The organism is Actinoallomurus liliacearum (genome assembly GCF_039542035.1).
Classification (GTDB): Bacteria; Actinomycetota; Actinomycetes; order Streptosporangiales; family Streptosporangiaceae; genus Actinoallomurus; species Actinoallomurus liliacearum.
The window spans coordinates 44,460-66,421 of record NZ_BAABHJ010000022.1 but is presented as its reverse complement, the minus strand read 5'-3'; the positions used below and the strand labels follow the sequence as shown (position 1 = coordinate 66,421).

Genomic DNA, 21,962 nt, shown 5'->3' with positions numbered 1-21,962 from the left:
GCGGCCACTATCACGCGATCACCGTGGATCACGCAGGCTAGCGCTGCAGCGTCAGCAGACCCGGACGCCACGGCAGTTGGTCGTAGGGGCCGCTGGCGCTGGGGGACTTGCCCTGGTAGAGGAACTGCAGGTTGCAGGGATCGATGGTCATGGTCTGGTCAGGGTTGCTGCGCACCAGGTCACCATGGCTGATGTCGTTGGTCCAGGTGGCCCCGCTGTTGGCCTTGCCCGCGAACGGATTGCTTTCGCTGCCGGCCTGCGGAGTCCACGAACCGCTCAGGCTGGAGGCCGTGAACGAGCGGAAGTACCGCCCATTCGCCCCCATCGCCTCAACGATCATCAGGTACTGGTTCTGACCCTGGACCTTGTAGACCTGGACCGCCTCGAACAGGTTGGCCGTCGAGTCGCTCATCACCGTCGTGTACGACGAGCCGAAGCTACCCGGGAAGTTCCCGATCGGCATGCTCGCCCGGTAGATCTTGCCGTTGTCGCCGGCGAAGAACAGGTACATGTTCGAACCGTCACCGATCAGCGTCTGGTCGATCGGGCCGGTGCCGGAGCCGGAGATGCTACCGGTGAACAGCGCCTGAGGTGAGGACCAGCCGTTGGGGTTGGTGGGGTCGCTCGACGTCCGGTAGATGAAGGGCCACGCGCCCCACTGGTACGCCAGCACCCAGATGTTCTTGGGCGCGAAGTAGAACAGCGTAGGCGCCACCGTGGCCTGACTCATTCCGATCTGGCCGGCCGAAGCCATGTCAGACCAGTTCGTGAAGGGGCTGAAAGCCATCGAACCGTACGACGATCCCGACACGTTCGACGCGTAGACCAAGTGCTTGCCGTTGTAGACGACGTTGGTGAAGTCCTTGAGCGAGACCCACCCGTTCTGCGGCGTCGCCAACGCACCCGTCGACGTCCAGTGGTACGTCGACGGAAGAGAGCACGTGCCGCCGGTCGGGGGCGGTGTCGGAGTCGTGTCCGACAGGCCGGTCCACTTCTGATTCGAACCGCCGTTGCACGTCCAGAGATCCACCGCGGTGCCGTTGGCCGTACCGGCGCCCGTGACGTCCAGGCACAGCCCCGACTCCACGCCGACCACGGTGCCGTCGGAGTTCACCCGCCACTGCTGGTTACTGCCACCGCTGCAGGTCCAGATCTGCACCCGGGTACCGGCAGCGGTCGCGTGGTTCGGCACATCCAGGCACTTCCCGCCGTACACGGTCAGTTGGCCACTGGAGGTCGACGTCCACTGCTGGTTCGCGCCGCCCCAGCAGTCATAGATCTGCAGCGATGTACCGTCGGTCTGACTTTGGCCGGACACATCCAGACACCGGCCGGAACCGACGCCGCGCAGGGCGCCGGTGACGTCGGCCCGAGCCGGGTCGGCCACCAGGGTGAGCGCGAGGACGACCGCGCCCGCGGCCACCATGACCAGCGCCGCCGTCAGCGCGCGGCGTCCCTGCCCGATATGTGTTCTGCACATGGCTACCTCCTCCCAGGTCGGTTACGGGACCACTTCTGGTTGCCGGCGCTGTTGCGAGTCCGGATCTCGGCCGGGACCGTGACGGCGATGGAGCCGGCGGTCAGGACTTTCGGCCGGATGGTGCGGGGTGGATGTCTCATACCGATCCTTGCGTGAGACGGTGCGGGACGAATGAGGCGGGCAACGGGTTCACCGTCAATCGGAGGACACCGTTGGGATACGGGTGAGCAGTGGATGACCGAGACCCGCGTCAGCGGTGTTACCGGTAACACGGGCCGTCGCCCTGCGTCTGTGCCAACGGTTGTCAATTGGGTGGTGGCCGGCCGGCCGGGCCTTAGCGGGAGTGGACTTTGACAGTGTCGGAGACGTCGCCGAAGGAGGCCGCTGTGATGACGCCTTGGCGAAGGCCGCCGACGGCCGCGTCGCCGTTGCCGCCACCGGTACCCGCGCTGATCGAAGCGCCGGATGCGCCATCAGGCACGGTAGGCGAAATGTCATCGCTGTCGATCCGGGCGGTCGATCGAGCTCCTTTCTTCAGCGGGTCGGTCGAAGGTGGTGTGGGGCGGAGCAAATATGAGCCGGGGAGATATGTCAAGGGTCCCGATGTGCAGCCTGAGAGCGCGACAGGGCTGAGTGTGGCTCATCTGGCGTTATCCGCGAAGCTGCGCCTGCCCGGTGAAGCGCCGTGATGAAAGCTTTCATGGCGATCCGCGCTCAGGAGGAGAGCGTCGAAAGTTTTCGGTAGCGTACTTACCCACTGAAAGAGGTAGGTGGCGGGGGGGTGGGTCATGATGAGCATTCGAAATCTTTTCGAAAGCCTTGACACGTTTTCCGGAAGTTACTCACACTGAGTCCCCGAGGCGGTCGGGCCTGCCAGGCGTGGCAGGGCCCACAACTGGCGACGCCTTGGTGGTGTGCGTTCCCGGCGAAGGGACGCGGCGTCGAATCCGCGGGGGCGTCCCCGCGTTTCCGACCTTTCCCATGCTTCAGTTATGGAGGCTCAGGAGTGAGCACCGAAGAAACACCCTCGCCCGGAACCCGGCGACCCGTCCGCCGCTTCCGCCGGGCCCTGGTCGCCCTCGCCCTCGGCGTCGTCGGAACGACAACCGTTGCGCTCGCGGTGGCGGTTCCTTCGAATGCCGCGGCGAGTACGCTCGGCGCGGCTGCCGCGCAGAGCGGGCGGTACTTCGGCACCGCCATCGCCGCCGGCAGGCTCGGCGACTCGGCGTACACCACGATCGCGGGCCGCGAGTTCACCATGGTGACGCCCGAGAACGAGATGAAGATCGACGCCACCGAGCCCCAGCAGGGCCAATTCAACTTCAGCGCCGGCGACCAGGTCTACAACTGGGCGGTACAGCACGGAATGCGGGTCCGCGGTCATACCTTGGCCTGGCACTCCCAGCAGCCCGGCTGGATGCAGAGCCTCAGCGGCAGCGCGCTGCGCCAGGCGATGATCAACCACATCAACGGCGTGATGGCCCATTACAAAGGCAAACTCGCCTACTGGGACGTGGTGAACGAGGCCTTCGCCGATGACGGCTCCGGGGGCCGGCGCGATTCCAACCTGCAGCGCACCGGAAACGACTGGATCGAGGTCGCCTTCCGTACCGCGCGGGCGGCCGACCCGAGCGTCAAGCTCTGCTACAACGACTACAACATCGAGAACTGGAACGCCGCCAAAACCCAGGGCGTCTACAACATGGTCAAGGACTTCAAGTCCCGCGGCGTCCCGATCGACTGCGTCGGCTTCCAGTCCCACTTCAACAGCGGCGACCCCTACAACAGCAACTTCCGCACCACCCTGCAGAACTTCGCCGCCCTGGGCGTCGACGTGGCCATCACCGAGTTGGACATCCAGGGTGCCTCGGCCACGACCTATGCCAACGTGACCAACGACTGCCTGGCCGTCTCGCGCTGCGTCGGCATGACGGTCTGGGGCGTACGGGACAGCGACTCCTGGCGGTCCGGCGACACCCCGCTCCTCTTCGACGGCAACGGCAACAAGAAAGCCGCCTACACGTCTGTCCTGAACGCCCTCAACGCCGGATCATCCTCCACTCCGACTCCGACTCCGACTGTCACGCCGCCCGGTGGCGGCGGACAGATCAAGGGCGTCGCCTCCGGCCGCTGCCTGGATGTGCCCGACGCGAGCACGACCGACGGCGTTCAGGTGCAGTTGTGGGACTGCAATGGCAACGGCAACCAGCAGTGGACCTACACCTCCGCCAACGAGTTCAAGGTCTACGGCAACAAGTGCCTGGACGCCGCCGGCACCGGCAACGGCGTCAAGGTACAGATCTACTCCTGCTGGGGCGGCGACAACCAGAAATGGCGCGTCAACTCCGACGGAACCATTGTCGGCGTCCAATCCGGACTGTGCCTCGACGCCTCCGGCCAGGGCACCGGCAACGGCACCCAGCTCCAGCTGTACTCCTGCTGGGGCGGCGGCAACCAGAAATGGACCTGGGACGGCGGCGCCGGCTCCCAGTGACGTTCCAGCAGCCCAGACCAACTCGACCTGCTGATCTCCCTGCCTGACGAGAAGAGCCTCCGGCGCGGCAAACCCCCGCGCCGGAAGCGACCACCTGGCGGGATCTTCGCCGATCGAGCAGCGATCATCGCTCCGGTCGGAGCGGTGCCCGATCCCTCGTCGGATCCGGGCGTTCACCCTCTCGATCGCGTTCGTGGAGCACACGACCTTGCAGGTCTCCGGATCGAACTGCGGGAACGGGACGAACCCCGGGCTTTCTCCCGCACCCACACGATCGCCGCTCAATCAAGATCGGCTTGGGTCCAGGATTCAAGATCAACTGGTGTCAGCGTGGGTTCGTTCGCACGGTGGAGGAGAACCGGCAACGGACGCCGTCCGACGCACGTCTCGGCGCGGCGACACCGGTCAGCGCAGCTCCCTGGCCACGTTAGGAGCGTCGCGATCGAGTCGGCGGTCCACTGCCCGAATAAGCTGGTCAATCGCATGACAGGGCTCATCCAGCGAGGCCAGGGCCACCACATCGAGATCACGGATGGCCGGTCCGGACGCCCGAAGGCGAAAGGTTTGAAGGTAAGCACTGACAACACACAGCCCGCTGCGCAGCTGCCCGGGGCGATCCCCGCCGGTGCCCGGCACGCCCCCCCGGGCGACCCGAGTAGCTGGCCGCGGATCGAGGGGGAGCCATGGCAGTGAAGCTGAGTGAGCGGTCCTTCGCGTACGCGAAGAAACTGATCGACGAGGGGAGAGCCGTCGTCGACGAGATGGGCGAATGGAGCGAACACCAGCCGTCCACGCAGCAGGAGAACGAGTTCATCCAGACGTTCGGATTCGACGACTACGGCAGGTGGTACCTCGGCATCGACGACGACTACTCCAAGGACGAGAAATCCAGGTACAAGTTTCCCTACGGGGACTTCGAGAGGGCCCACCGGTGCGGTGTGATCGCCGCGGAGGTGCGGGCGGCGCAGCGGAAGTACGACGACATCGAGGTGGCTGCGGCTCATTTGCACGGCATGCTCGACAGGCTGAAGTAACGCCCCGAGGTCTATCGCTGCGCGTTCCGGGCGACCGCAGCGAACTCGTCCAGCGCCCGTGCGGTCTCGTCCGCGGGGAGCGTGGGCAGGTCGAACAGCACCCGGTCCACGCCCGCATCCGCCAGCCGGGCGACGATGCCACGATCGCCGGGCACGGCGTAGATGGTCACGGGGATCGGCCCGCGCCCGGCGTCGGACGCCCGCCGCCGCAGGTCGGCGATCTTGCGGGCGATCTCCTCGATGCCCAAGTCGTAGGTCGGCATCCAGCCGTCGCCGTACTCCAGCACGCGATCGAGCGTTCTCGGCCCGGAACCGCCGACGAGGATCGGGGGATTCGGGCGTTGTACGGGCTTGGGCCAGGAAAAGATCGGGTCGAAGTCCACGAAGTCGCCGTGGAACTCGGCCCGTTCCTTTGCCCATATCTCCTTCATCGCGAGGACCCGTTCGCGCAGCAGGCTCATGCGGCTCTTCGGATCGGTGCCGTGATCCCGGCCTTCGACGGAGAACAGCATGATCGGCTGGACGCTCGGAGCTCCTGCATCAAGATGGCGTTACACCATCCAACGATCGTCCTTCGCATGGCCGCTCGCATCGCCAGCCTTGGTAGACATGGCGTCCGCGTCTCGGCGGTGGCGCGCGGTCTTCCGGGCCGCGCCGAGGGTGGGGATCGACGCCGGACGAAACGACGAGTTGCTCGTCGCAGATGGATTGGAATCTCTTCCCGCGCCGGCTCGTACGAGCTACGTACGCAGATCCGGCATGTCACCCCGAAGGTACGACGGGTGCGCCGCGGCGTGGGCGCCCGTCGCCGCGATCACGAACGGCGTCTTGGCCTTGCTGCGCTCGGCGACCTCGACGACCTGGCCCGGGCGGAGTCGGTATGCGGGCTTGTCGACCTTGGCCCCGGACCGTCATTGTGCGGGCCACCGTGAGCGTCACCTGAGCGCGCCCCGGTGGGGGATCTTCCGGCCGGCCCGCGCCGGCCGGAAGGGGGACGTGTGAGCCGTCCCGCGTTGCGACGGACCTGGCCGATGCGGCGTACGGCCGCCGGTCACGCCTCCTCGAGGACCGCCGCCACGGCCGCGGCCACGGCCCGGGGGTCGGCGGGCACGGGCACCCCGTCGACCATGACGGTCGGCGTCGCACCGACGCCGCGCCGGCCGGCGGCGAAGGTCACGTAGGCCGCCCAGCCCAGGTAGGCACCGCCGAGCACGCAGCGGGCGAAGCCGGGATCGGTCAGCCCCACGGACCGGCCTCTCTCGATCAGCTCCTCGTCGGTCAGGCCGGGCCCGCCCTCGGGCGGCTGCACCGCGAACAGCGCCCGGGCGTACTCCCGGAACCGTCCGCCGTCGGCCGCACAGCCCGACGACGACGCGGCGCGCGATGAGTAGTGATTGGTCGACAGGCGGTCCAGGAACGACATCGGGTGGTAGTCGATGTTGATCAGCTGGTCGGCTACGAGCCGGTCCAGGGTCGGCCCGGCGACCTCTTCGAACCGCTTGCAGTACGGGCACTGGAAGTCGATGTAGGCGTCGACGGTGACGGGACCGGCGCCGACCACGACGCCGTCTCCGCCGACCGCCGCACCGGCCGGAACGCGGTCCGGTGCGGGGGCCATGGGCATCCATGTGGTCACGAGGCCTCCTAAGTCCGATTCGGGCGGGCCGACCGGTGTTCTGGCATCGCACCTGGTCAAAGGCCCATAATGGCCTGACCCTGCCCTGACGGCGTGACCTAAACACCGGCGGCGCCTTTGCCGGGCTGGGCAGGCGCCCATGAGGCGTGAAGCCTGGCTCAAGTCTTGCCAGGCAGTTTGGCCCCCGCCGGAAGACGAAGTCCCGTGGAAGAAGACGGGCATCGCGCTCGGAGTGGGGGAACGTATGAGCGAACGAGATCATCATCCGTTCCGTGGGCTGGCCTGGGGCCTGGGCTCAGCGAGCCTGGGACTGGGCGCGGCGCAGCTCACGGCGCCGAACGCCGTCCGCCACATGAGCCGCGTCGACGACTCGGCCGTGGCGCGTGTCCTGGTGCCGGAAAACGACTTCGCCGCCAACGCCGTGGCGCCGGTGTGCTTCGACACCGAACCCTCCGGCGGCTGCCGGCACCCCAACCACGGGATCGACGAGTGCCCCGGCGGCGGCCGCCCGGCCCGTCATGGGAACGATGGCCAGAGCCGGTCCATGAACAGGGGGTTGTGATGACGATGTTAGCCGACGTCGCCGTCGAGCGCTACAGGTTCGTCTGCGGGCGCTGCGGCCACACCTGGACCGCCGACTACGACGTGCAGTACGTGACCGACGACGTCGGCGCCACGTTCGCGTTCTATCGGCTCGACGGCGTGCCGGTGCTGCCGCCGACCGGAGGAGAGGTGACCTGTCCGAACTGCGGCGCCATGGGCGTCGCCGTGATCCCCGAGGGGCGGCGCGACAGCCCGCCCGCGCGCCTGGACAGCGACGAGCCGCGCGAGCGCGTCACCACCACCGCCGAGCAACGCCGGGCGTCCGTTCCACACCTGCCGGGGCTTGTCGGCGAGAGTGAGGGGCGGGCCGGCGGTCGGTCGTAGCGGGTCGTCGGGCCGGTCGCCGGGGCGATCGGCGCCCGGCAGGGTGCCGCATGCCCGGCGGGGTACCGGGTGTCCGGTCGAGGGTGTCCGCGCGGGCCCGGCCGTACCCGTGCCGGCCGGTGTCGGGCTCGCCGGTCAGCCGACCTCGCCGTGGACGTCTGGGTCGTCGAGGTCGAGCCAGCGGTCCACGGCCCGCAGGACCTCCGCGCTGATCCTGCCCTTGTAGTAGAGCCGCCGCAGCTTCTCGCGCTGTGCCCGTACCAGCTCGCCGGCCGCCAGCGCGATGACGTCGCGGCGATCCTCATCTACCCGGTGCGCGGCCCGGATCGGTCTGGCGGCCGGCCCGTCCGCGTCGTTCACGGGGGCGCGTCGATCGGGACGACGTCGATGAGCTTCTTGTTGACGAACTCCTGTATGCCGAGCGCGGACAGTTCCCGGCCGTAGCCGGAGTCCTTGGCCCCGCCGAACGGCAGCTCGGGCGAGGTCCAGGTCGGATGGTTGACGAACACCATCCCGCTGTCGATGTGCCGGGCGATCTCCCGGCCGTGTTCCTCGTCGCCGGTGAACACCGAAGCCCCGAGCCCATAGCGGGTGTCGTTGGCGATGGCGATCGCCTCGGCCTCGTCCCCGACCCGGAAGAACATCGCGACTGGGCCGAACAGCTCCTCACCGTAGATCGGGTTGTCCTTCGCCACCCCGGTGAGGATCGTCGGCTGCACGAACGCTCCGGTCGTGGGCACGGGATCGCCGACCTCGGTCGCCCGCGCGCCGTGCTCGACCGCCTCGGAGACCTGCGCCCGGAGTTTCTCGGCGGCGGTTCGCGACGACAGCGGCGGCAGCGTGGTCCGCTCGTCCATCGGGTCGCCCGGGGTCAGCGTGCCGAGCGCCGCCGTGAACTCCTCGAGGAACTTGTCGGCGATCTGCTCGTGGACGAGCAGTCGCTTGCTTGCCACGCAGCTCTGGCCGCAGTTGTGCATCCGTCCCCACACGGCCCAGTGCACCGTCGCGCCCAGGTCGGCGTCGGGCAGGACGATCAGCGGGTCGCTGCCGCCCAGTTCCAGGGTGGTCTTCTTCACCACCTTGCCGGCGCGCGTCGCGACGGCGGCGCCCGCCTCCGTGCTGCCGGTCAGCGCCACGCCCCTGACGCGTGGGTCGTCGATCACCGTCGCGGCCTGCTCCTTGGTGATGAACAGGTTGGTGTAGACCCCCTCGGGCGCGCCCGCCTCGCGGTACAGCCGCTCGAAGGCCAGCGCGGACTGGGGCACGCTCGACGAGTGCTTGACCATGACGACGTTGCCCGCCATTACGTTCGGGGCCGCGAAGCGGACCAGCTGGTAGTACGGGAAGTTCCACGGCTGCACCCCGAACAGCACACCCATCGGGCTGTTGACGACGACGGCGTCCCCCGTACGCGCGTCGAGGTGGACCGGTCTCAGGAAGTCCTCCGCGTTGTCGGCGTAGTAGTCGAAGATGTCGGCCGTCAGGAGGACCTCTTCGATGCTCTCGCCGATCACTTTGCCCATCTCCAGGGTCAGGAGGCGGGCGAACTCCTCCCGCCGTTCGCGCAGGATGCGTGCGGCGCGCCGGGTGACGGCCGCGCGCTCGTCGAAGCCGCGTTCGCGCCAGGTCTCGTACCTCGACCGGGCACGCGCCAGAGCGCTCTCCAGTTCCACTGCGTCGAGTTCGTCGAAGGTGGCGAGCACCTCATCGCTGTAAGGATTCACCGATTGGTAGGGCATCTCTCTCAACCCTTTCGCCGACGGCTCACCGTGCTGCGGACGGACTGGGCCACGACGTGTGCGAGCCCGATCAGGGCGTAGGGATATGGCGCGCCTTTCTGGCGGCGACCCTGAATCAGCCTGCCCGGCGCGGTCGCATGTCAAACCGCCGGGCCGTCGCGCCGGGAGGTGCGCGGCGCGCGGCTCCGAGAGCGAAAGCTCCGGGACCCGGGTCAAGAGACGGCCACGATTCTCCAGACCGCGCTCAACTCTGATACCCGTCCCTTTCACCCGAGACCGCCGGAAAGGTCCGGTAGAAGAAGACACACGTACGAAAGATCGGGGAAGTCATGACATTGCCGACGAGGCGCACCAGGGGAGGCCGGCTGCACGGAGTGGAACCGACCGCCGTGGTACTGCGACGGGATCCGTTCGCCGATGTACAGGAACTGCTCAGCCGCATGACCGGTCTGATCCAGCCGGCCGTCGAGACGGAGGCCGACCGGCCCTGGGTCCCGGTCGCGGAGATCGACGAGAACGACCAGAGCTACATCGTCCGTCTTGAGCTGCCCGGGATCTCGCCTGAGGAAGTCGACGTCTCCATCCGGGACCGCGAGCTCTGTGTGAGCGGCGAGGTTCGTGAGGAGCGCGAGGAGCGCTCGCACGCGCTGCGCGTGCGGTTCGGACGCTTCCATTACCACACCTCGTTGCCCTCCGACGTCGACGCGGACAACGTGAGGGCGTCCATGAACGATGGGGTTCTGGCGCTGGTCATCCCTAAGGCACAGCGGGCGCAGAGCCATCACATCAAGATCACGCAGACCGAGTCAACGGACGAGCAGTCGCAGGTTAAGGGCGCTCAGCGTGGGACGTAACGGGGCGCCATGACGCCGGTGACGCGGCGCGCCGGCGGCGGGCCGGTCTCGACGTCGCGGCTGATCAAGTGGCGGAGCAGCCTCATGGAATTTCGCGAGTTCATCCACACGGTACAGAGCGGCGCCGGTCTTGACGCTGACGCGGCTGAACGTGCGGCACGGGCGACGCTCACGACGTTGGCCGAGCGGCTTTCCCCAGGGGAGGCGCGGGATCTTCTGGAAGAACTTCCGGCCGAGATGAAACCGTGGGTCTACACCGAGTCCGCCGCCGAACGCTTCGACATGGATGAGTTCCTGCGCCGCGTGGCCGAACGCGCCCGCGTGGATGTCGAGACCGCCGAGCGGCATGCACGCGCCGTCTTCTTCGCACTCGGGCGGGCCGTACGCGCCGATGAGATCGACGACATCGCGGCGGAGTTGCCCCAGGACTTCGAACCCCTCATCGCCGAGGCCCAGCATCGGTTCTTCACGGTGATGCCGGGCGAAGAGTTCCTGTCCCGGGTGGCGGAGCGAACCGGCCTCGACATCGATGGAGCGCGACGCGCCACCGAGGCCGTATTGGCAGCGCTCGCCCAGCGCATCGCGGGCGGCGAGGTCGGCGACCTCATCCCGCGGCTCCCACTGTCGCTGCACGATCCACTCCGGCGCGGCAGGGCGGCGACGGGCGGCACGGCGCGGCGGATGAGCCTGGACAGGTTCCTCCAGATCATCGCCGACCGGGAGGGAACCGACCGGTTCACGGCGAGCGAGCACGCCCGGGCGGTCTTCGCCACCTTGCGCGAGGCAGTCGGCGACGAGGAGTACTTCGACGTGACCGTCCAGTTGCCGCCGGACTACTCTGTGCTGCTGCCCGTGCCGTGATGTCCGGGTACGCCCGGCGCGACTTCCTGGTCAGCGGCCGGCGAGCAGGTCGGTCTCCGCGGCGTCGAGCAGCCGCTGGAGGTGGAGGCCGTGCCGCACGTCCAATGGGTGCGGCCTGCGGTGCTCGACCGCGTCCGCGAACTCCTCGACCATCGTCCCGAGTGCCTCGGGCCCGGTCGCGTCGCTGCAGTCGATCATGGCGGAGCCGCCCGGCCCGAAGACCTCGATCTCCGCGCGGGCGGGTAGGTCGGCCGGCGCGGTGGCCAGCAGCGAGGCCTCGCTGTACCGGCCGCCCTCATGTTCCAGCAGCAGGCCGATCCAGCCGCGCGGATCGCCGTGCGCGCGGACTAGCGCCGTGTGGCCGAGGGCGGCGTCGAGGAGGTCCACGACGTCAACGCCTACGTCCATGAGCACACCCCGCCCGGCCCGCCACACCGGCGCGTCCGAGGCCAGCGCCGCGGAGATCAGGCGGGCGGTGCCGCCGACCGGCTGCGCCCGCCTGACCTGCGTGTCGAGGTAGGTTCGAACGGCGGGCGCATAGCGCCACGTCAACGCCACCTGGGAGACCACGTCGTCGGCGACGGCCTCGGCCAGTTCCTCCGCCCCGGCCAGGTCGTCGGCGATCGGCCTGCTCAGCAGTAGGGCCAGGTGCCGTCCCGCCGCCCTGGCGGCGAGGGACGGCTGCGCGGCGGGCGGCACGGCGAACGCGACGGCGTCGCAGTGGTCGAGCATCTCGGCGAAGCCGCCGAAGGCGGGGACCGAACATCGCGCGGCGAGGCCCTGTGCGGCCTCCGGCGACCTCGACCACACGCCCGCGAACCGGATCGCCGGGGCGGACGCCAGCGAGGGCGCGTACAACTCGGCCGCCGAGCGGCCCGCGCCGACCAGTCCCACCGATATCCTCATACACTCACCGTAATCACCCGACCCGTCGCGCAGGAGGCGGGAAGGCTTGTGTCCTTCACCCAGGCGGGAACTCGAGGCTTCAGGGTTCGCGGCCGGCCGCGCCGTACTGGGGGACGTGAGGTGCCGGTCCGTCGATATCGGCGAACTCCGGCCGTCAGGTGCCAACAGGAGACCAGACCCGGGTCGAGCAGCTCCAGGCCGCGCCTGGGTCCTTCTGATCGCGTCCTACCTCTTCTGGCGCGCCGCCCAAGCCGAACCATGAACTCCACGCTTAGCCGTACTTGGCTCTGTGCTGCAGAGACGTACGCCGAGACGAGGTGTTGCCGGTTCGGGTCCGCCGCGGGGAGCGCTTCGATGAAGCCGGTGATGTGCGCGGGCCCCCGCTTGATCATTAGGGCTGATGTGACCGCCCCTAGCCAGCCGAACATTTCGGCTGGCTAGGGGCCTAATGGTCGCTTCATTCCCTGGGCCCCGTCCCCCGGCTACGCGGGCCATGTGCCTTAGCCGCCCGCAGCTCCGGGACCGTGGTGGGTAGGCGTGAACGTCGTGGGGTAAGGGGCGGAGACCGCTGCCACGTCGCCGGGGGAGCACCGTGTCATCGCTGTTGTGGCTGCGCCGGGCGTTCGCCACGTTCGAGGGCGGCGCGGCGCCGGTCTATGGGCTGGTGACCGCGGCCGGCGTGTGTGTCCCGCTGGTGGCGGGCCTGATCACCGGGCGTGTCGCCGAGAGCCAGCTCGTCGCCCTGGGGGCCTTCTACGTCGGGGTCATCGGACCGCAGGGGCCCCAGGGCGCCCGTGCCCGCTCGATAATCATCAGGGTCGCCGTCGTGACGCTGTTCTCCTGGCTCGGCGGCCTGGTCAGCAGCCATGACTGGCTGATGGTGGTGGTCACATCCGCGGTCGCAGCGTTCGGCGCGGCGATTCCCGAGCTGGGACCGATGGCGGCGCTGTGCACGCTGGTCGCGGCGCTGCGACCGGCGACCAGCCCGGTGCTGTACAACGGACTGCTGGAGACGCTGGGCGGTGCGTGGATCTGTGTGCTGCTGCTGGCGCCGTGGGTCGTACGGAGGCTCCGGCCGCTGCGCGCTGGTATCGCCGCTGCCGCATGTTCGGTCGCCGACACGCTCGACGATCTGGCGGGCCCTGACCTGGACCCGGACGAGTGGTCTCGTCGGCGCGCCACGGCTTATTCGGACCTTCATTCCGCCCGGATCGTCTACGGCCTTTACCGCTCGGGCGGCTTTGAGGAACAGCGGCGACCGGCTCGTATGATTGCGGCGATCGATCAGGTGATGGGCGAGGCAGCCGCCCTGGGCGCGCTGCGCCTGGAAAGTCGGCCGTATCCAATGGAGTGGCAGGCCGAATTCGGGGGCGCCCTCACCGCCGTCGCCGTCCGGTTGCGCACGCTCGGCATGGCGATCGAGACGGATGCGGACGTGCCGCCCGACACTGTGGCGGCGGGTTCGGTCCCGATGAGCCGGTTGGGCGAACACGACAGCCGGGGTATCGCCGGGCGGGCCGGCCTGCCTACCGTCGCGCTGCGCCTCCACGCCGACCGGATCATCGGCCGGATGAATGCGTCGGCCGACACGGTGTGTCGGGTCCTAGCGCAAGAGCGGCGCATCGCCGGGCGACGACTGCCGGGGATCCGTGCCTGGTGGGCCCGGTGCGTCGAGGCGGTCAGGACCCGATCACCCCGGTTCCGGCACGCCGCACGCATGGGTGCGGCGCTGGCGCTGACCATGTTCCTGGCCGTCGGACTGCACCTGTCTCACCCGCACTGGCTGATCGTGACCGTACTGTTCAGCCTGCGCGACTCGTACACCGACACGGTGCGGATGGTCCTGCAGCAGGCCGTCGGCACCACGGTCGGCGCCATGGCCGCCGCCGTTGCCCTGGCACTCGCGCCCGGGCGGATCACCCTCCTCGCCCTGATTTTCATCAGCGGCGCGCTCGGGTTCACGCTCAAACCGGTGAACACGGGCTATTGGATCACGCTCGGCACGCCGATGACCATGCTCCTCATCGACTTCACCGCGCCGCTGAATTGGCGGGCCGGGATCCTGCGCGTCGTACTCAGTCTCGCGGGCGCCCTGCTCGCGATGCTCTTCGCGCAACTGCTGTTTCCGGCCGGGATCCAGCGGCGGATAGCCGAGCGGCTGGCCCGGTTGCTGCAGATCCATGCCGTTCTCGCGCGTGCGGTCGCCGAACCGTCCAGGGGGCGCGAGTCCCGGATCCGCGGCGCGGGCCGGAAGGCGGCGTCGGCCGCCGCCGCGCTCGAAGCGACCGGCACCAGGCTCAGGCGGAAGGCTGCGTCACCCGACGAACAGATCTCGCGCATCGGTGAGACGGGCAGAGCCGCGCGGCGGCTACGAGAACGCCTGACATCGCCGGCGTCCTTCGCCGCCGTCCCGGTCGGTGCCATCGCTACCGCCGCGCGTGAAGTCGCCGACCATCTTGACCAGGGCGCCGACGAGGTTCTCGCCTTTCCCTACCCGGGTTCGGCAATGCCGCAGGCCGAAGTCGGCATCCGCGATCAACGCTCACCGGAGCCGCCCGGCCGGCGCCGGGCCGGACTCGTCGGCCACCTCGCCCCCGGTGCAACTTCGGTGGAGCCTGCGGGTGCTGCAGGCACTCGCGACATGGTGTACGGGCTGATCGCTGACGCCGAGCGACTCAGGGAACTCAGCCGTGCGACGGTGACCGGCCGGCCCGGCGGAGGATGACCGCGCGACGCATGGGCGGCTTCGGTCGCGTCGATGGCAGCTCGCGAGGAACAGGGAGGCGGAGAACCGGGTACCGCCCGGTGGCGGCCGGCGCTGGGCTCGGTGCTCGCCGGACGGCGCGCGGACCGGGCCCTGCCGGTCGATCCGGTGCTCGGCTACTTCCGCGACGAGCCGGTTCCAGCGAGATTTGGCGCTTTGATCCAATTTGTCCTGGCCGGCGACAACCTCGGAACGCCGTTTCGCTCGCGGGGAACCTCCGCGGCGTTCGCCAGGGGGAAAATCTGTTCGCGATCCCGACGTACGCCTTCCTCCTGGCCATGCTCCTGCTCATCGCGGTAGGCATGGCGCACGCAGCCGCCCACGGGTTCGCCGCCGAGGCGCGAACCGATCAGCGGAGCCACGCCGGAGAGTAAAGCTTTCTCGTCTACATTGACACCGGTACGAGAGGTGGGAAACTCGAAATAGGGGCACCGGCCTGCGGATATCCCTATTTCCGGCAGGCGTTGGGTGATTGTCGGGAGTCGCCGACAGTCGGCGACATTACTTGGCGGCCGATATTCCATTGATCGACTAGATCGAGGTATTCGCCATGAGAGCCGTTGTCTACGAGGGACCGCGTACGGTCGGGGTCGAGGAGGTGCCGGACGCGAGGATCGAACGGCCCACAGACGCGCTGGTGAGGATCACCACGACCAACATCTGCGGTTCGGACCTGCACATGTACGAGGGGCGTACGGACCTGGAGACCGGTCGCGTGCTCGGCCACGAGAACCTCGGTGAGGTGGTGGAGGTCGGCGAGGCCGTCGACCGGGTCAAGGTCGGCGATCTGGTGTGCATGCCCTTCAACGTCAGCTGTGGTTTCTGCGAGAACTGTGAGAAGGGGCTCACCGCCTTCTGCCTCATCGCGAACCCGGATCCGAACATAGCGGGCGCCGCGTACGGCTTCGCGGACATGGGGCCCTACAACGGCGGCCAGGCCGAACTGCTCCGCGTTCCCTACGCCGACTTCAACTGCCTCATCCTGCCGCCGGAGGCGGAGGAGCGGCAGACGGACTACGTCATGCTGGCCGACATCTTCCCGACGGGCTGGCACGCCACCGAGCTCGCCCGCGTACGGGCCGGCGAGACGGTCGCCATCTACGGCGCCGGGCCGGTCGGCCTGATGGCGGCCCTTTCATCGACGCTCAAGAGCGCGAGCAAGGTCTTCGTCGTCGACCGGCATCCGGACCGGCTCAAGCTCGCCGAGGAGATCGGCGCCATTCCGATCGACGACTCGAAGGTGGCGCCCGTCGAGGCGATCATGGACCAGACCGAAGGCATGGGCGCCGACCGTGGCTGCGAGTGCGTCGGCTACCAGGCCCATGACCCGGAGGGACACGAGCACCCGAACATGACGCTGAACAACCTGGTCAGGTCCGTACGCTTCGCCGGCTCCATCGGCGTCGTCGGCGTGTACGTGCCGCAGGACCCGAAGAGTCCCGACCCGCTCTACAAGGAGGGCGAGGTCGCCTTCGACTATGGCCTGTTCTGGTTCAAGGGCCAGAGCATCGGAAACGGCCAGTGCAACGTCAAGGCCTACAACCGCGAACTCATGCGCCTCATTCGTACGGGCCGGGCCCGGCCGTCGTGGGTCGTCTCGCACGAGCTCCCGCTGGGGGAGGCGCCGGAGGGCTATGAGCACTTCGACCACCGGGACCCCGGCTGGACGAAGGTCGTTCTGCATCCGAACGGGCAGCCGCGCTGAGTCGCCCGCCATGTCATCGACCGCCGGGCTAGGGCCTGTCCTCAAAGCCACATGAGCAGGGTGGCCAGGTCGATCATGCCCTGGTAGGACAGTACGGTCTTGTCGTAGCGGGTGGCGATGGCGCGGTATTGCTTGAGGCGGTTGAAGCAGCGTTCGACGACGTCGCGGCGCCGGTAGATGTGAGGGCCGAAGGCGGGTGGGCGGCCGCCGGCCGAGCCGCGGCGCAGGCGGCCGTCCCGTTGGTCACGTCGTTCGGGGATGGTGGCGGCGATGCCGCGCCGGCGCAGCCAGGCGCGGATCGCGCGGGAGCTGTAGCCCTTGTCGGCGATCATCCGCTCGGGGCGTCGCCAGGGCCGGCCGGGGCGGACCTGTGGATGGCGGGGGGTGCAGATCCCGGCCATCACCTGCTCGAACATGGTGCAGTCGTTGACGTTCCCGCCACTCAGCACGACCACAGCGGCCGCCCGTGCCCGTCACAGGCCAGATGGATCTTGGTGGTGGGCCCGCCCCCGGACCGGCCGATAGCATGATCAACTGGCTCGGTGTGCCCGGCGCGGTGTTTCGCCCCCTGTGTGGCCGGCGGGCCGGCGCCGGGCTCCGGCGGCGTGCTGATGAGCACGCACAATGCTGGAGTCCACCGACACTTCCCGGTCCAGCTCATTGATGTGCCCCGGCTTTTGTAGAGTCGTGTTGGTTGGCTTTCATGCCGGGTGGGTGTTCGGGGAGAGCATCTCGTATTCGATCGGGGTGAGCATCCCCAGGGCGCTGTGGCGACGCTGGCGGTTGTGGAAGATCTCCAAGTACTCGAAGATCGCGTTCGCCAGTTCGATGCGGGTCTTCCATCGACGCCGGTTCAGTAGCTCGGTCTGCATCCGGCCCCAGAACGACTCGATCACGGCGTTGTCGAAGCAGTCACCGATCGAGCCCATCGATGCCACCAGCCCGGACTCTTGGGCGCGGCGGGTAAAGGCCCAGGAAGTGAACTGCACCCCCGTGATCGGAATGGATGACTGCTCCTGCGGCGGGGCGGCGGTTGTGGATCGCCATGCCCAGGGCGTTGGTCACCAAGGTCGAGGTCTGGGACGAGTCGATCGACCAGCCGACCACGCGGCGGGAGTAGGTGTCCAGCACCACGCAGCAGTACACCTTGCCCTCACGGGTGGGGTGTTCGGTGATATCGGTGACCCACAGCTGGTCCGGGCGCTCGCGGGCGAACTTGCGGTCGACCAGGTCGGCTGCCGTCGGCGTCTGGTGGACCGGACGGCGGCGCTTGTGCCCGGGCAGACCTTTGATGCCGGCCCGGTGCATCAGCAGCTCGATCTGGCCGTGGCCGACGGCGATGCCGCGGCCGAGGGTCAGCTCGGCGTGGACACGCCGACCGCCGTAGACGCCGCTTGAGGCCGCGTGCGCCTGCCGGATCTGCTCGAGCAACCAGGCGTGCCGCAGCGCACGTGCCGAAGGTGCGCGGGTCCGCCAGGCAAAGAACCCGGATTCAGACACGTTCAGCACCCGGCAGCAGGTCTGAATCGGCAGGCCTTCGGCGGCCATCACCTCGATGGCTTCGAACCGCCTTTTGGGGGCACCGCCTCTCTCACCAGCTCGATCGCCCGGCGGGTGACGGCCAGCTCGGTCTCCAGTTCGGCGATCCGGCGACGGGCCGCGACCAGCTCGGCGTGATCTGAGGAGGTCACACCGGCTTCAAGACCGGCATCGATCCGGTCCTGGCGGCGCCAGTTGTAAATGGTCTGGTCACTGATCTGCAGGTCTACGGCCACCTGCTGCACGGTCCGACCGGCCTTCAACAGGTCCAGGACCTTACGACGGAACTCGGAGGGATAGCTCCTGGGCATGCACGGCCTCTCTGGGGGACGAGGCATGAAAGTCAACCAACACGACTCCACCAAACCCGGGGAACATCAGAGCCTCCACCGAACCCCGGGGCGATTCAATCGAGGTCGTGCAGGAAGGCTGTACGGTCGATACCTTTCCAGCCCAGTGCACTCCCGTTCTCGTCCTTTTTAAGCAGTCGCTGATATCGGCTGAACATCAGGTCCGCGACGTTGCCCGTCTTCTTGTTGTTCGGCTGCACTTCGCAGATGGCATCCCTTGAGAGGGAAGGCTGTAGTCGTCCCCGAACTCCCGGGCGTAGGTCCGGTCGCCCGCGTAACCTCCGCAATGAAGGCCGGCGGAGCCCGTGACCTCAGCCGACACAAAGTTCCCCTCCAAAGTTCTTTGCCGCACGGGACCCGCCCTGACCTGCCAGGACGGGTATGTCTGAAGAACACTGATCCTGGTTGAACCGATGGGGAGCTGGAGCGGCAGATGGCCGAGCGCACACCGCCACCGCCGGCGGACCTTTCCGCCGTGAAGGAACGTCTCGGCCGGCTCGGCGTCTGGTTCATGACCACCATCTCCGAGGTGCGCGCCGAGGAGGAACTGCGCGGGGCGGCGGCGATCGAGGAGCTGGGATATTCCACCTACTGGTTCGGCGAGGGGCCGAACACCAGAGAGTCCTTCACCCACGCGGCGGTCCTGCTCTGCGGCACCGAGCGGCTGAACGTCGCCACCGGGATCGCCAACATCTTCGGCCGGGACGCGGTCGCGGCCGCCAATGGCGCCAACACCCTGGCCGACGCGTGGCCGGGACGCTTCACGATGGGCCTCGGGGTGAGCCACGCCCCGCTGGTCAAGCCGCGGGGCCACGACTACGGCAAGCCGGTGGCGACCATGCGTACCTACCTCGACGCCATGGACGCCACCGAGTTCGGGCCGCCCCTGCCCGAGCGGCCCCCGAGACTGCTGGCCGCGCTCCGTCGCGCCATGCTCGAACTCGCCGCGACGCGCGCCCAGGGCGCGCACACCTACTTCGTTCCTCCCGAGCACACCGCGCGGGCCCGCGAGGTCCTCGGCTCCGAGCCGATCCTCGCGCCGGAGCAGGCGATCGTGCTCGAGACCGACCCCGAACGGGCGCGCGCCGCCGCGCGCGAGTACGCGGCCTTCTACCTCGCGCTGCCCAACTACCTCAACAACCTGCGCGAGCTGGGTTTCTCCGACTCCGACTTCGCGAACGGCGGCAGCGACGCGCTCATCGACGCCGTGGTGTGCTGGGGGGATCCGGACGCCATCGCCGAACGCGTCCGCGCCCATCACGAGGCCGGCGCCGATCACGTCTGCATCCAGCCGATCGCCGAGACCTTCGCCCAGCAGGTCGATCACCTGCGCTCCCTTGCTCCCGTCCTGACCGCGTGACCGCTCGTCTACGTGGGGTGATCTTCGGGCGTGCCGACGACGTCAGGTGCCAGGGCGGCGCGGTGTGCGGCGAGCTTGTGCGGGACCTGACCCAGCCGCACGGTGGTGACCAGAAGGATGCCGCCCACCATGTTGCCGGCCGCCGCTACGGCGGTGCCGAACCAGCCCGCGTAGCTGTACGGCGCGTGACCCGTGTGCAGGCCCGAGAAGAGCAATAGCGAGTTGCGCAGCCCCCTTCACCGGCGTCGACTTCGGTGACCTCGCCGCCACCGGCATCCGCGCCAATTGGCCATCTGGCTACGAGCCTGCCAGCCCTCCCGTGATCCGAACTTCGAACAGGCCTTAGTACTGCACCTCGAACTGGAGCTCCGTCACATGGCCGTAACGGCGCTGTCGGAGCGTCGGGCTGTGGCTGTGATCGCCGAAGCCTGCGGTGGTGTGGGCCCCGGGGGCGACCTGGCGGGAACGGGGATGTTCGGTTGCGCCCGGAGTCCTGGATGTGTCGGGTGGTCGCCTGCCGACCTCGGACGGCGTGTGTGTCATCCCCTGCCGGTTCGCTCGCGGGGCGGCGGGTGGGGCATCGCGAACGCCCGCCCGCTCCATCCGCTGCCTCCACCGATCGCCGACCCTGAGCGAATCGCCCGCTTGGACGTGCGCAGACACCAGCGTCTGGGCGGAATCATCAACGAGTACGAGCATGCCGCTTGACCTGCGTGGATGAGGTTTTCGGCATGCACAAGGCCCAGTACGTGCCGGCTCCGGTCGCGGAGGCCGGCGAAGCGTCGCTCGCCGAGACCCGCGAATGGGCCCTGCACCGGCTCGGCGAGCCGCTCACCCTGCGCGTGCTCGCCCGGCACGCGGGCATCTCGCAGCGTACGTTCATGCGCCGGTTCACCGAAGAGACGGGCACGACCCCATTGCAGTGGTTGCTGGGCGCCCGTCTCGGCAGAGCGCGGGAACTGCTGGAGACCACGGACCACTCGGTGGACCGGGTGGCGCAGGACTGCGGGCTGGGCACGGCCGCCAACCTACGGCTGCACTTCCGGCGCGCACTGGGCACCACCCCACCGCCTACCGGCACACCTTCACCCACTGACGTCGCCCGTTCGGCGGAGCGGCAGGGGCCTCCTGCGATCGCCTGTGAGAGACGTGGTCGGCCAAGACGGCGGCCTCGGGCACCGGCACTCGAAGAGCAGGGCAAGGCGATGCACCACCCCGCATGTCCTGCGGCGTCAGCCGCCCGCGTGAGACGCTCGACCGGGATGTCCGGCCGAGCGTCTCGCTACAGCGAGCCGGTCAACAGGGTTACAAGGATCCTGATGTCAGCCCGCGGGCAGGAGCAGGAGCCGTCGGATCCAGGCGGCTCGGGTCGCGGACGCGGTCTGTGACAGCGAAGCCTGTGGGGCCATACCGTCGAATCCGTGGAAGCCGCCTGGCCAGACGTGCAGCTCGGACTGAACGCCGGCCTGCAGCAGCCGAGTGGCGTAGTCGATGGCCTCGTCGCGGAAGGTCTCGACAGAGCCGACATCGACGAATGAGGTGGGCAAGCCGGTCAGGTCGGTCGCTCTCGCCGGCGCCGCGTAGATGCTGACGTCGCTGCCACCTCTGCTTTCGCCGAGCAACGCGGTCCACCCGGTCGCATTGCTGGTGGCGTCCCAGACGCCCTCGCCATCGAGTTCCCGGCTGCTCGGCGTGACGAAACGGTCGTCGAGCATCGGGCACATGAGGACTTGACCGAGCAGCCGCGGACCGCCGCGATCGCGTGCGAGCAGTGCCACGCCGGCCGCGAGCCCTCCGCCTGCGCTCGCCCCTGTGACGACGATTCGGTTCGGGTCGCCGCCGATCTCCGCGGCGTGTTCGTGGGTCCACAACAGGCCGGCGTAGCAGTCCTCGATCGGAGCCGGGTCGGGATGTTCCGGCGCCAGGCGGTACTCCACCGACACCACGACGGCCCCGTTGTCGACCGCCCAGTCGAGCGCGCCGCCGACTCCGGTGCGATTGTTGCCGATGATCATGCCGCCGCCGTGCATGTAGTAGAAGACGGGCGCTCCTGCCGCCAGGCCCACGGGCCTGAGGACGAGCAGCGAGACCTCGGGGGCGCCCGGCGGACCCGGTATGGAGATGTCCTGGAGTTCGACGGTCCCGTCGCGCGTCAGGTCCGCGTCCGCGACCGCGAACATGGGGTTGGCTCGCAGTTCCTTGATGTCTCCGGCGGTGATGGTCGGTGACAGATGTTCGTGTACGACCGTCAGCACTGCGGCGAGCTCCGGGTCGAGCGGTGGGTGTGTCCTGGGCATCAGTGGTTCCTCAGTT

19 protein-coding genes and 3 pseudogenes are annotated in these 21,962 nt (G+C 68.6%); 10 read left to right on the top strand and 12 right to left on the bottom strand.

Annotated elements, in window-relative coordinates; all coding sequences use genetic code 11:
• Positions 1–37 precede the first annotated feature (37 nt).
• Entirely contained in the window at positions 38–1,480 is a 1,443-nt protein-coding gene (locus ABD978_RS27690) for a non-reducing end alpha-L-arabinofuranosidase family hydrolase (protein ID WP_345360772.1), read from the bottom strand.
• 1,006 nt (positions 1,481–2,486) lie between these two features.
• On the opposite strand from ABD978_RS27690, the gene ABD978_RS27685 reads away from it, so the two are divergent.
• Entirely contained in the window at positions 2,487–3,974 is a 1,488-nt protein-coding gene (locus ABD978_RS27685) for an endo-1,4-beta-xylanase (protein WP_345360769.1), read from the top strand.
• Positions 3,975–4,115: 141 nt separating this feature from the next.
• Here the strand turns inward: ABD978_RS27685 and ABD978_RS44020 are convergent.
• A pseudogene (locus ABD978_RS44020) lies at positions 4,116–4,220 on the bottom strand (transposase); the annotation flags it as partial.
• A 437-nt stretch (positions 4,221–4,657) separates the two neighbouring features.
• Here ABD978_RS44020 and ABD978_RS27680 point away from each other — a divergent pair.
• Entirely contained in the window at positions 4,658–5,008 is a 351-nt protein-coding gene (locus ABD978_RS27680; protein WP_345360766.1) for a hypothetical protein, read from the top strand.
• Between the two features lie 11 nt (positions 5,009–5,019).
• Here the strand turns inward: ABD978_RS27680 and ABD978_RS27675 are convergent, their stop codons facing one another.
• Together ABD978_RS27675 and ABD978_RS27670 are read right to left on the bottom strand one after the other, a co-directional pair.
• Positions 5,020–5,520: an LLM class flavin-dependent oxidoreductase gene (locus tag ABD978_RS27675; RefSeq protein WP_345360763.1), complete on the bottom strand. Its 501-nt coding sequence runs from the start codon at positions 5,518–5,520 to the stop codon at positions 5,020–5,022.
• A 539-nt stretch (positions 5,521–6,059) separates the two neighbouring features.
• Positions 6,060–6,644 (bottom strand): DsbA family protein, encoded by a 585-nt coding sequence (locus tag ABD978_RS27670; protein WP_345360760.1) that lies wholly within the window; start codon positions 6,642–6,644, stop codon positions 6,060–6,062.
• A gap of 244 nt (positions 6,645–6,888) precedes the next feature.
• Here ABD978_RS27670 and ABD978_RS27665 point away from each other — a divergent pair, with 244 nt between their 5' ends.
• Both ABD978_RS27665 and ABD978_RS27660 read left to right on the top strand, forming a co-directional pair.
• On the top strand, positions 6,889–7,206 hold the full coding sequence (locus tag ABD978_RS27665) for a hypothetical protein (protein WP_345360757.1): 318 nt from the start codon (positions 6,889–6,891) through the stop codon (positions 7,204–7,206).
• Positions 7,206–7,571 carry a hypothetical protein gene (locus ABD978_RS27660; protein ID WP_345360754.1) on the top strand — a complete coding sequence of 122 codons (366 nt, stop codon included), beginning with the start codon at positions 7,206–7,208 and terminating at the stop codon, positions 7,569–7,571. The genes ABD978_RS27665 and ABD978_RS27660 overlap by 1 nt, the downstream gene beginning before the upstream one ends.
• A 135-nt stretch (positions 7,572–7,706) precedes the next feature.
• Here ABD978_RS27660 and ABD978_RS27655 read toward each other — a convergent pair whose 3' ends face one another.
• Positions 7,707–7,931 (bottom strand): hypothetical protein, encoded by a 225-nt coding sequence (locus ABD978_RS27655; RefSeq protein ID WP_345360752.1) that lies wholly within the window; start codon positions 7,929–7,931, stop codon positions 7,707–7,709.
• On the bottom strand, positions 7,928–9,295 hold the full coding sequence (locus ABD978_RS27650) for an NAD-dependent succinate-semialdehyde dehydrogenase (RefSeq protein ID WP_345360749.1): 1,368 nt from the start codon (positions 9,293–9,295) through the stop codon (positions 7,928–7,930). The genes ABD978_RS27655 and ABD978_RS27650 overlap by 4 nt, the downstream gene beginning before the upstream one ends.
• A 389-nt stretch (positions 9,296–9,684) precedes the next feature.
• Between ABD978_RS27650 and ABD978_RS27645 the strand changes: the two genes are divergently transcribed.
• The gene (locus ABD978_RS27645) at positions 9,685–10,164 is read left to right on the top strand and encodes an Hsp20/alpha crystallin family protein (RefSeq protein ID WP_345360746.1); all 480 of its coding nucleotides are present in this window, start codon (positions 9,685–9,687) and stop codon (positions 10,162–10,164) included.
• Positions 10,165–10,182: 18 nt separating this feature from the next.
• Entirely contained in the window at positions 10,183–11,025 is an 843-nt protein-coding gene (locus ABD978_RS27640; RefSeq protein ID WP_345360743.1) for a DUF2267 domain-containing protein, read from the top strand.
• Between the two features lie 30 nt (positions 11,026–11,055).
• Here ABD978_RS27640 and ABD978_RS27635 read toward each other — a convergent pair whose 3' ends face one another.
• The gene (locus ABD978_RS27635; RefSeq protein ID WP_345360740.1) at positions 11,056–11,931 is read right to left on the bottom strand and encodes a Gfo/Idh/MocA family protein; all 876 of its coding nucleotides are present in this window, start codon (positions 11,929–11,931) and stop codon (positions 11,056–11,058) included.
• Positions 11,932–12,523: 592 nt separating this feature from the next.
• On the opposite strand from ABD978_RS27635, the gene ABD978_RS27630 reads away from it, so the two are divergent.
• A complete protein-coding gene (locus tag ABD978_RS27630) occupies positions 12,524–14,656 on the top strand; it encodes an FUSC family protein (RefSeq protein WP_345360736.1) in 2,133 nt (710 codons plus the stop codon).
• Positions 14,657–15,245: 589 nt separating this feature from the next.
• Complete coding sequence (locus ABD978_RS27625; protein ID WP_345360733.1) at positions 15,246–16,400, top strand: glutathione-independent formaldehyde dehydrogenase; 1,155 nt, start codon at positions 15,246–15,248, stop codon at positions 16,398–16,400.
• Positions 16,401–16,441: 41 nt separating this feature from the next.
• On the opposite strand, the pseudogene ABD978_RS27620 reads toward ABD978_RS27625, so the two are convergent.
• The 3 genes and pseudogenes from ABD978_RS27620 to ABD978_RS27610 form a co-directional block, all read right to left on the bottom strand.
• Positions 16,442–17,044 (bottom strand): annotated as a pseudogene (locus tag ABD978_RS27620) (IS5 family transposase); the annotation flags it as partial.
• A gap of 57 nt (positions 17,045–17,101) precedes the next feature.
• Positions 17,102–18,250: pseudogene (locus tag ABD978_RS27615) on the bottom strand (IS3 family transposase).
• Between the two features lie 95 nt (positions 18,251–18,345).
• Positions 18,346–18,489 carry a hypothetical protein gene (locus tag ABD978_RS27610; protein ID WP_345360730.1) on the bottom strand — a complete coding sequence of 48 codons (144 nt, stop codon included), beginning with the start codon at positions 18,487–18,489 and terminating at the stop codon, positions 18,346–18,348.
• A gap of 275 nt (positions 18,490–18,764) precedes the next feature.
• Between ABD978_RS27610 and ABD978_RS27605 the strand changes: the two genes are divergently transcribed.
• Entirely contained in the window at positions 18,765–19,649 is an 885-nt protein-coding gene (locus tag ABD978_RS27605) for a TIGR03620 family F420-dependent LLM class oxidoreductase (RefSeq protein WP_345360728.1), read from the top strand.
• 8 nt (positions 19,650–19,657) lie between these two features.
• On the opposite strand, the gene ABD978_RS27600 is transcribed toward ABD978_RS27605, so the two are convergent.
• Positions 19,658–19,864 carry a hypothetical protein gene (locus ABD978_RS27600; protein ID WP_345360725.1) on the bottom strand — a complete coding sequence of 69 codons (207 nt, stop codon included), beginning with the start codon at positions 19,862–19,864 and terminating at the stop codon, positions 19,658–19,660.
• 516 nt (positions 19,865–20,380) lie between these two features.
• Here ABD978_RS27600 and ABD978_RS27595 point away from each other — a divergent pair.
• Complete coding sequence (locus tag ABD978_RS27595; RefSeq protein ID WP_345360722.1) at positions 20,381–21,037, top strand: helix-turn-helix domain-containing protein; 657 nt, start codon at positions 20,381–20,383, stop codon at positions 21,035–21,037.
• Here ABD978_RS27595 and ABD978_RS27590 read toward each other — a convergent pair.
• On the bottom strand, positions 20,972–21,946 hold the full coding sequence (locus tag ABD978_RS27590; protein ID WP_345360719.1) for an alpha/beta hydrolase: 975 nt from the start codon (positions 21,944–21,946) through the stop codon (positions 20,972–20,974). The two genes, ABD978_RS27595 and ABD978_RS27590, sit on opposite strands and share 66 nt — an antisense overlap.
• Between the last annotated feature and the right edge of the window lie 16 nt (positions 21,947–21,962).

Excerpts from the sequence above, each read along its gene's own strand:
- ABD978_RS27690 (WP_345360772.1), bottom strand. The coding sequence starts at position 1,480 with ATGTGCAGAACACATATCGGGCAGGGACGCCGCGCGCTGACGGCGGCG.
- ABD978_RS27680 (WP_345360766.1), top strand. The coding sequence starts at position 4,658 with ATGGCAGTGAAGCTGAGTGAGCGGTCCTTCGCGTACGCGAAGAAACTG.
- ABD978_RS27675 (WP_345360763.1), bottom strand. The coding sequence starts at position 5,520 with ATGCTGTTCTCCGTCGAAGGCCGGGATCACGGCACCGATCCGAAGAGC.
- ABD978_RS27665 (WP_345360757.1), top strand. The coding sequence starts at position 6,889 with ATGAGCGAACGAGATCATCATCCGTTCCGTGGGCTGGCCTGGGGCCTG.
- ABD978_RS27660 (WP_345360754.1), top strand. The coding sequence starts at position 7,206 with ATGACGATGTTAGCCGACGTCGCCGTCGAGCGCTACAGGTTCGTCTGC.
- ABD978_RS27635 (WP_345360740.1), bottom strand. The coding sequence starts at position 11,931 with ATGAGGATATCGGTGGGACTGGTCGGCGCGGGCCGCTCGGCGGCCGAG.
- ABD978_RS27625 (WP_345360733.1), top strand. The coding sequence starts at position 15,246 with ATGAGAGCCGTTGTCTACGAGGGACCGCGTACGGTCGGGGTCGAGGAG.
- ABD978_RS27595 (WP_345360722.1), top strand. The coding sequence starts at position 20,381 with ATGCACAAGGCCCAGTACGTGCCGGCTCCGGTCGCGGAGGCCGGCGAA.
- ABD978_RS27590 (WP_345360719.1), bottom strand. The coding sequence starts at position 21,946 with ATGCCCAGGACACACCCACCGCTCGACCCGGAGCTCGCCGCAGTGCTG.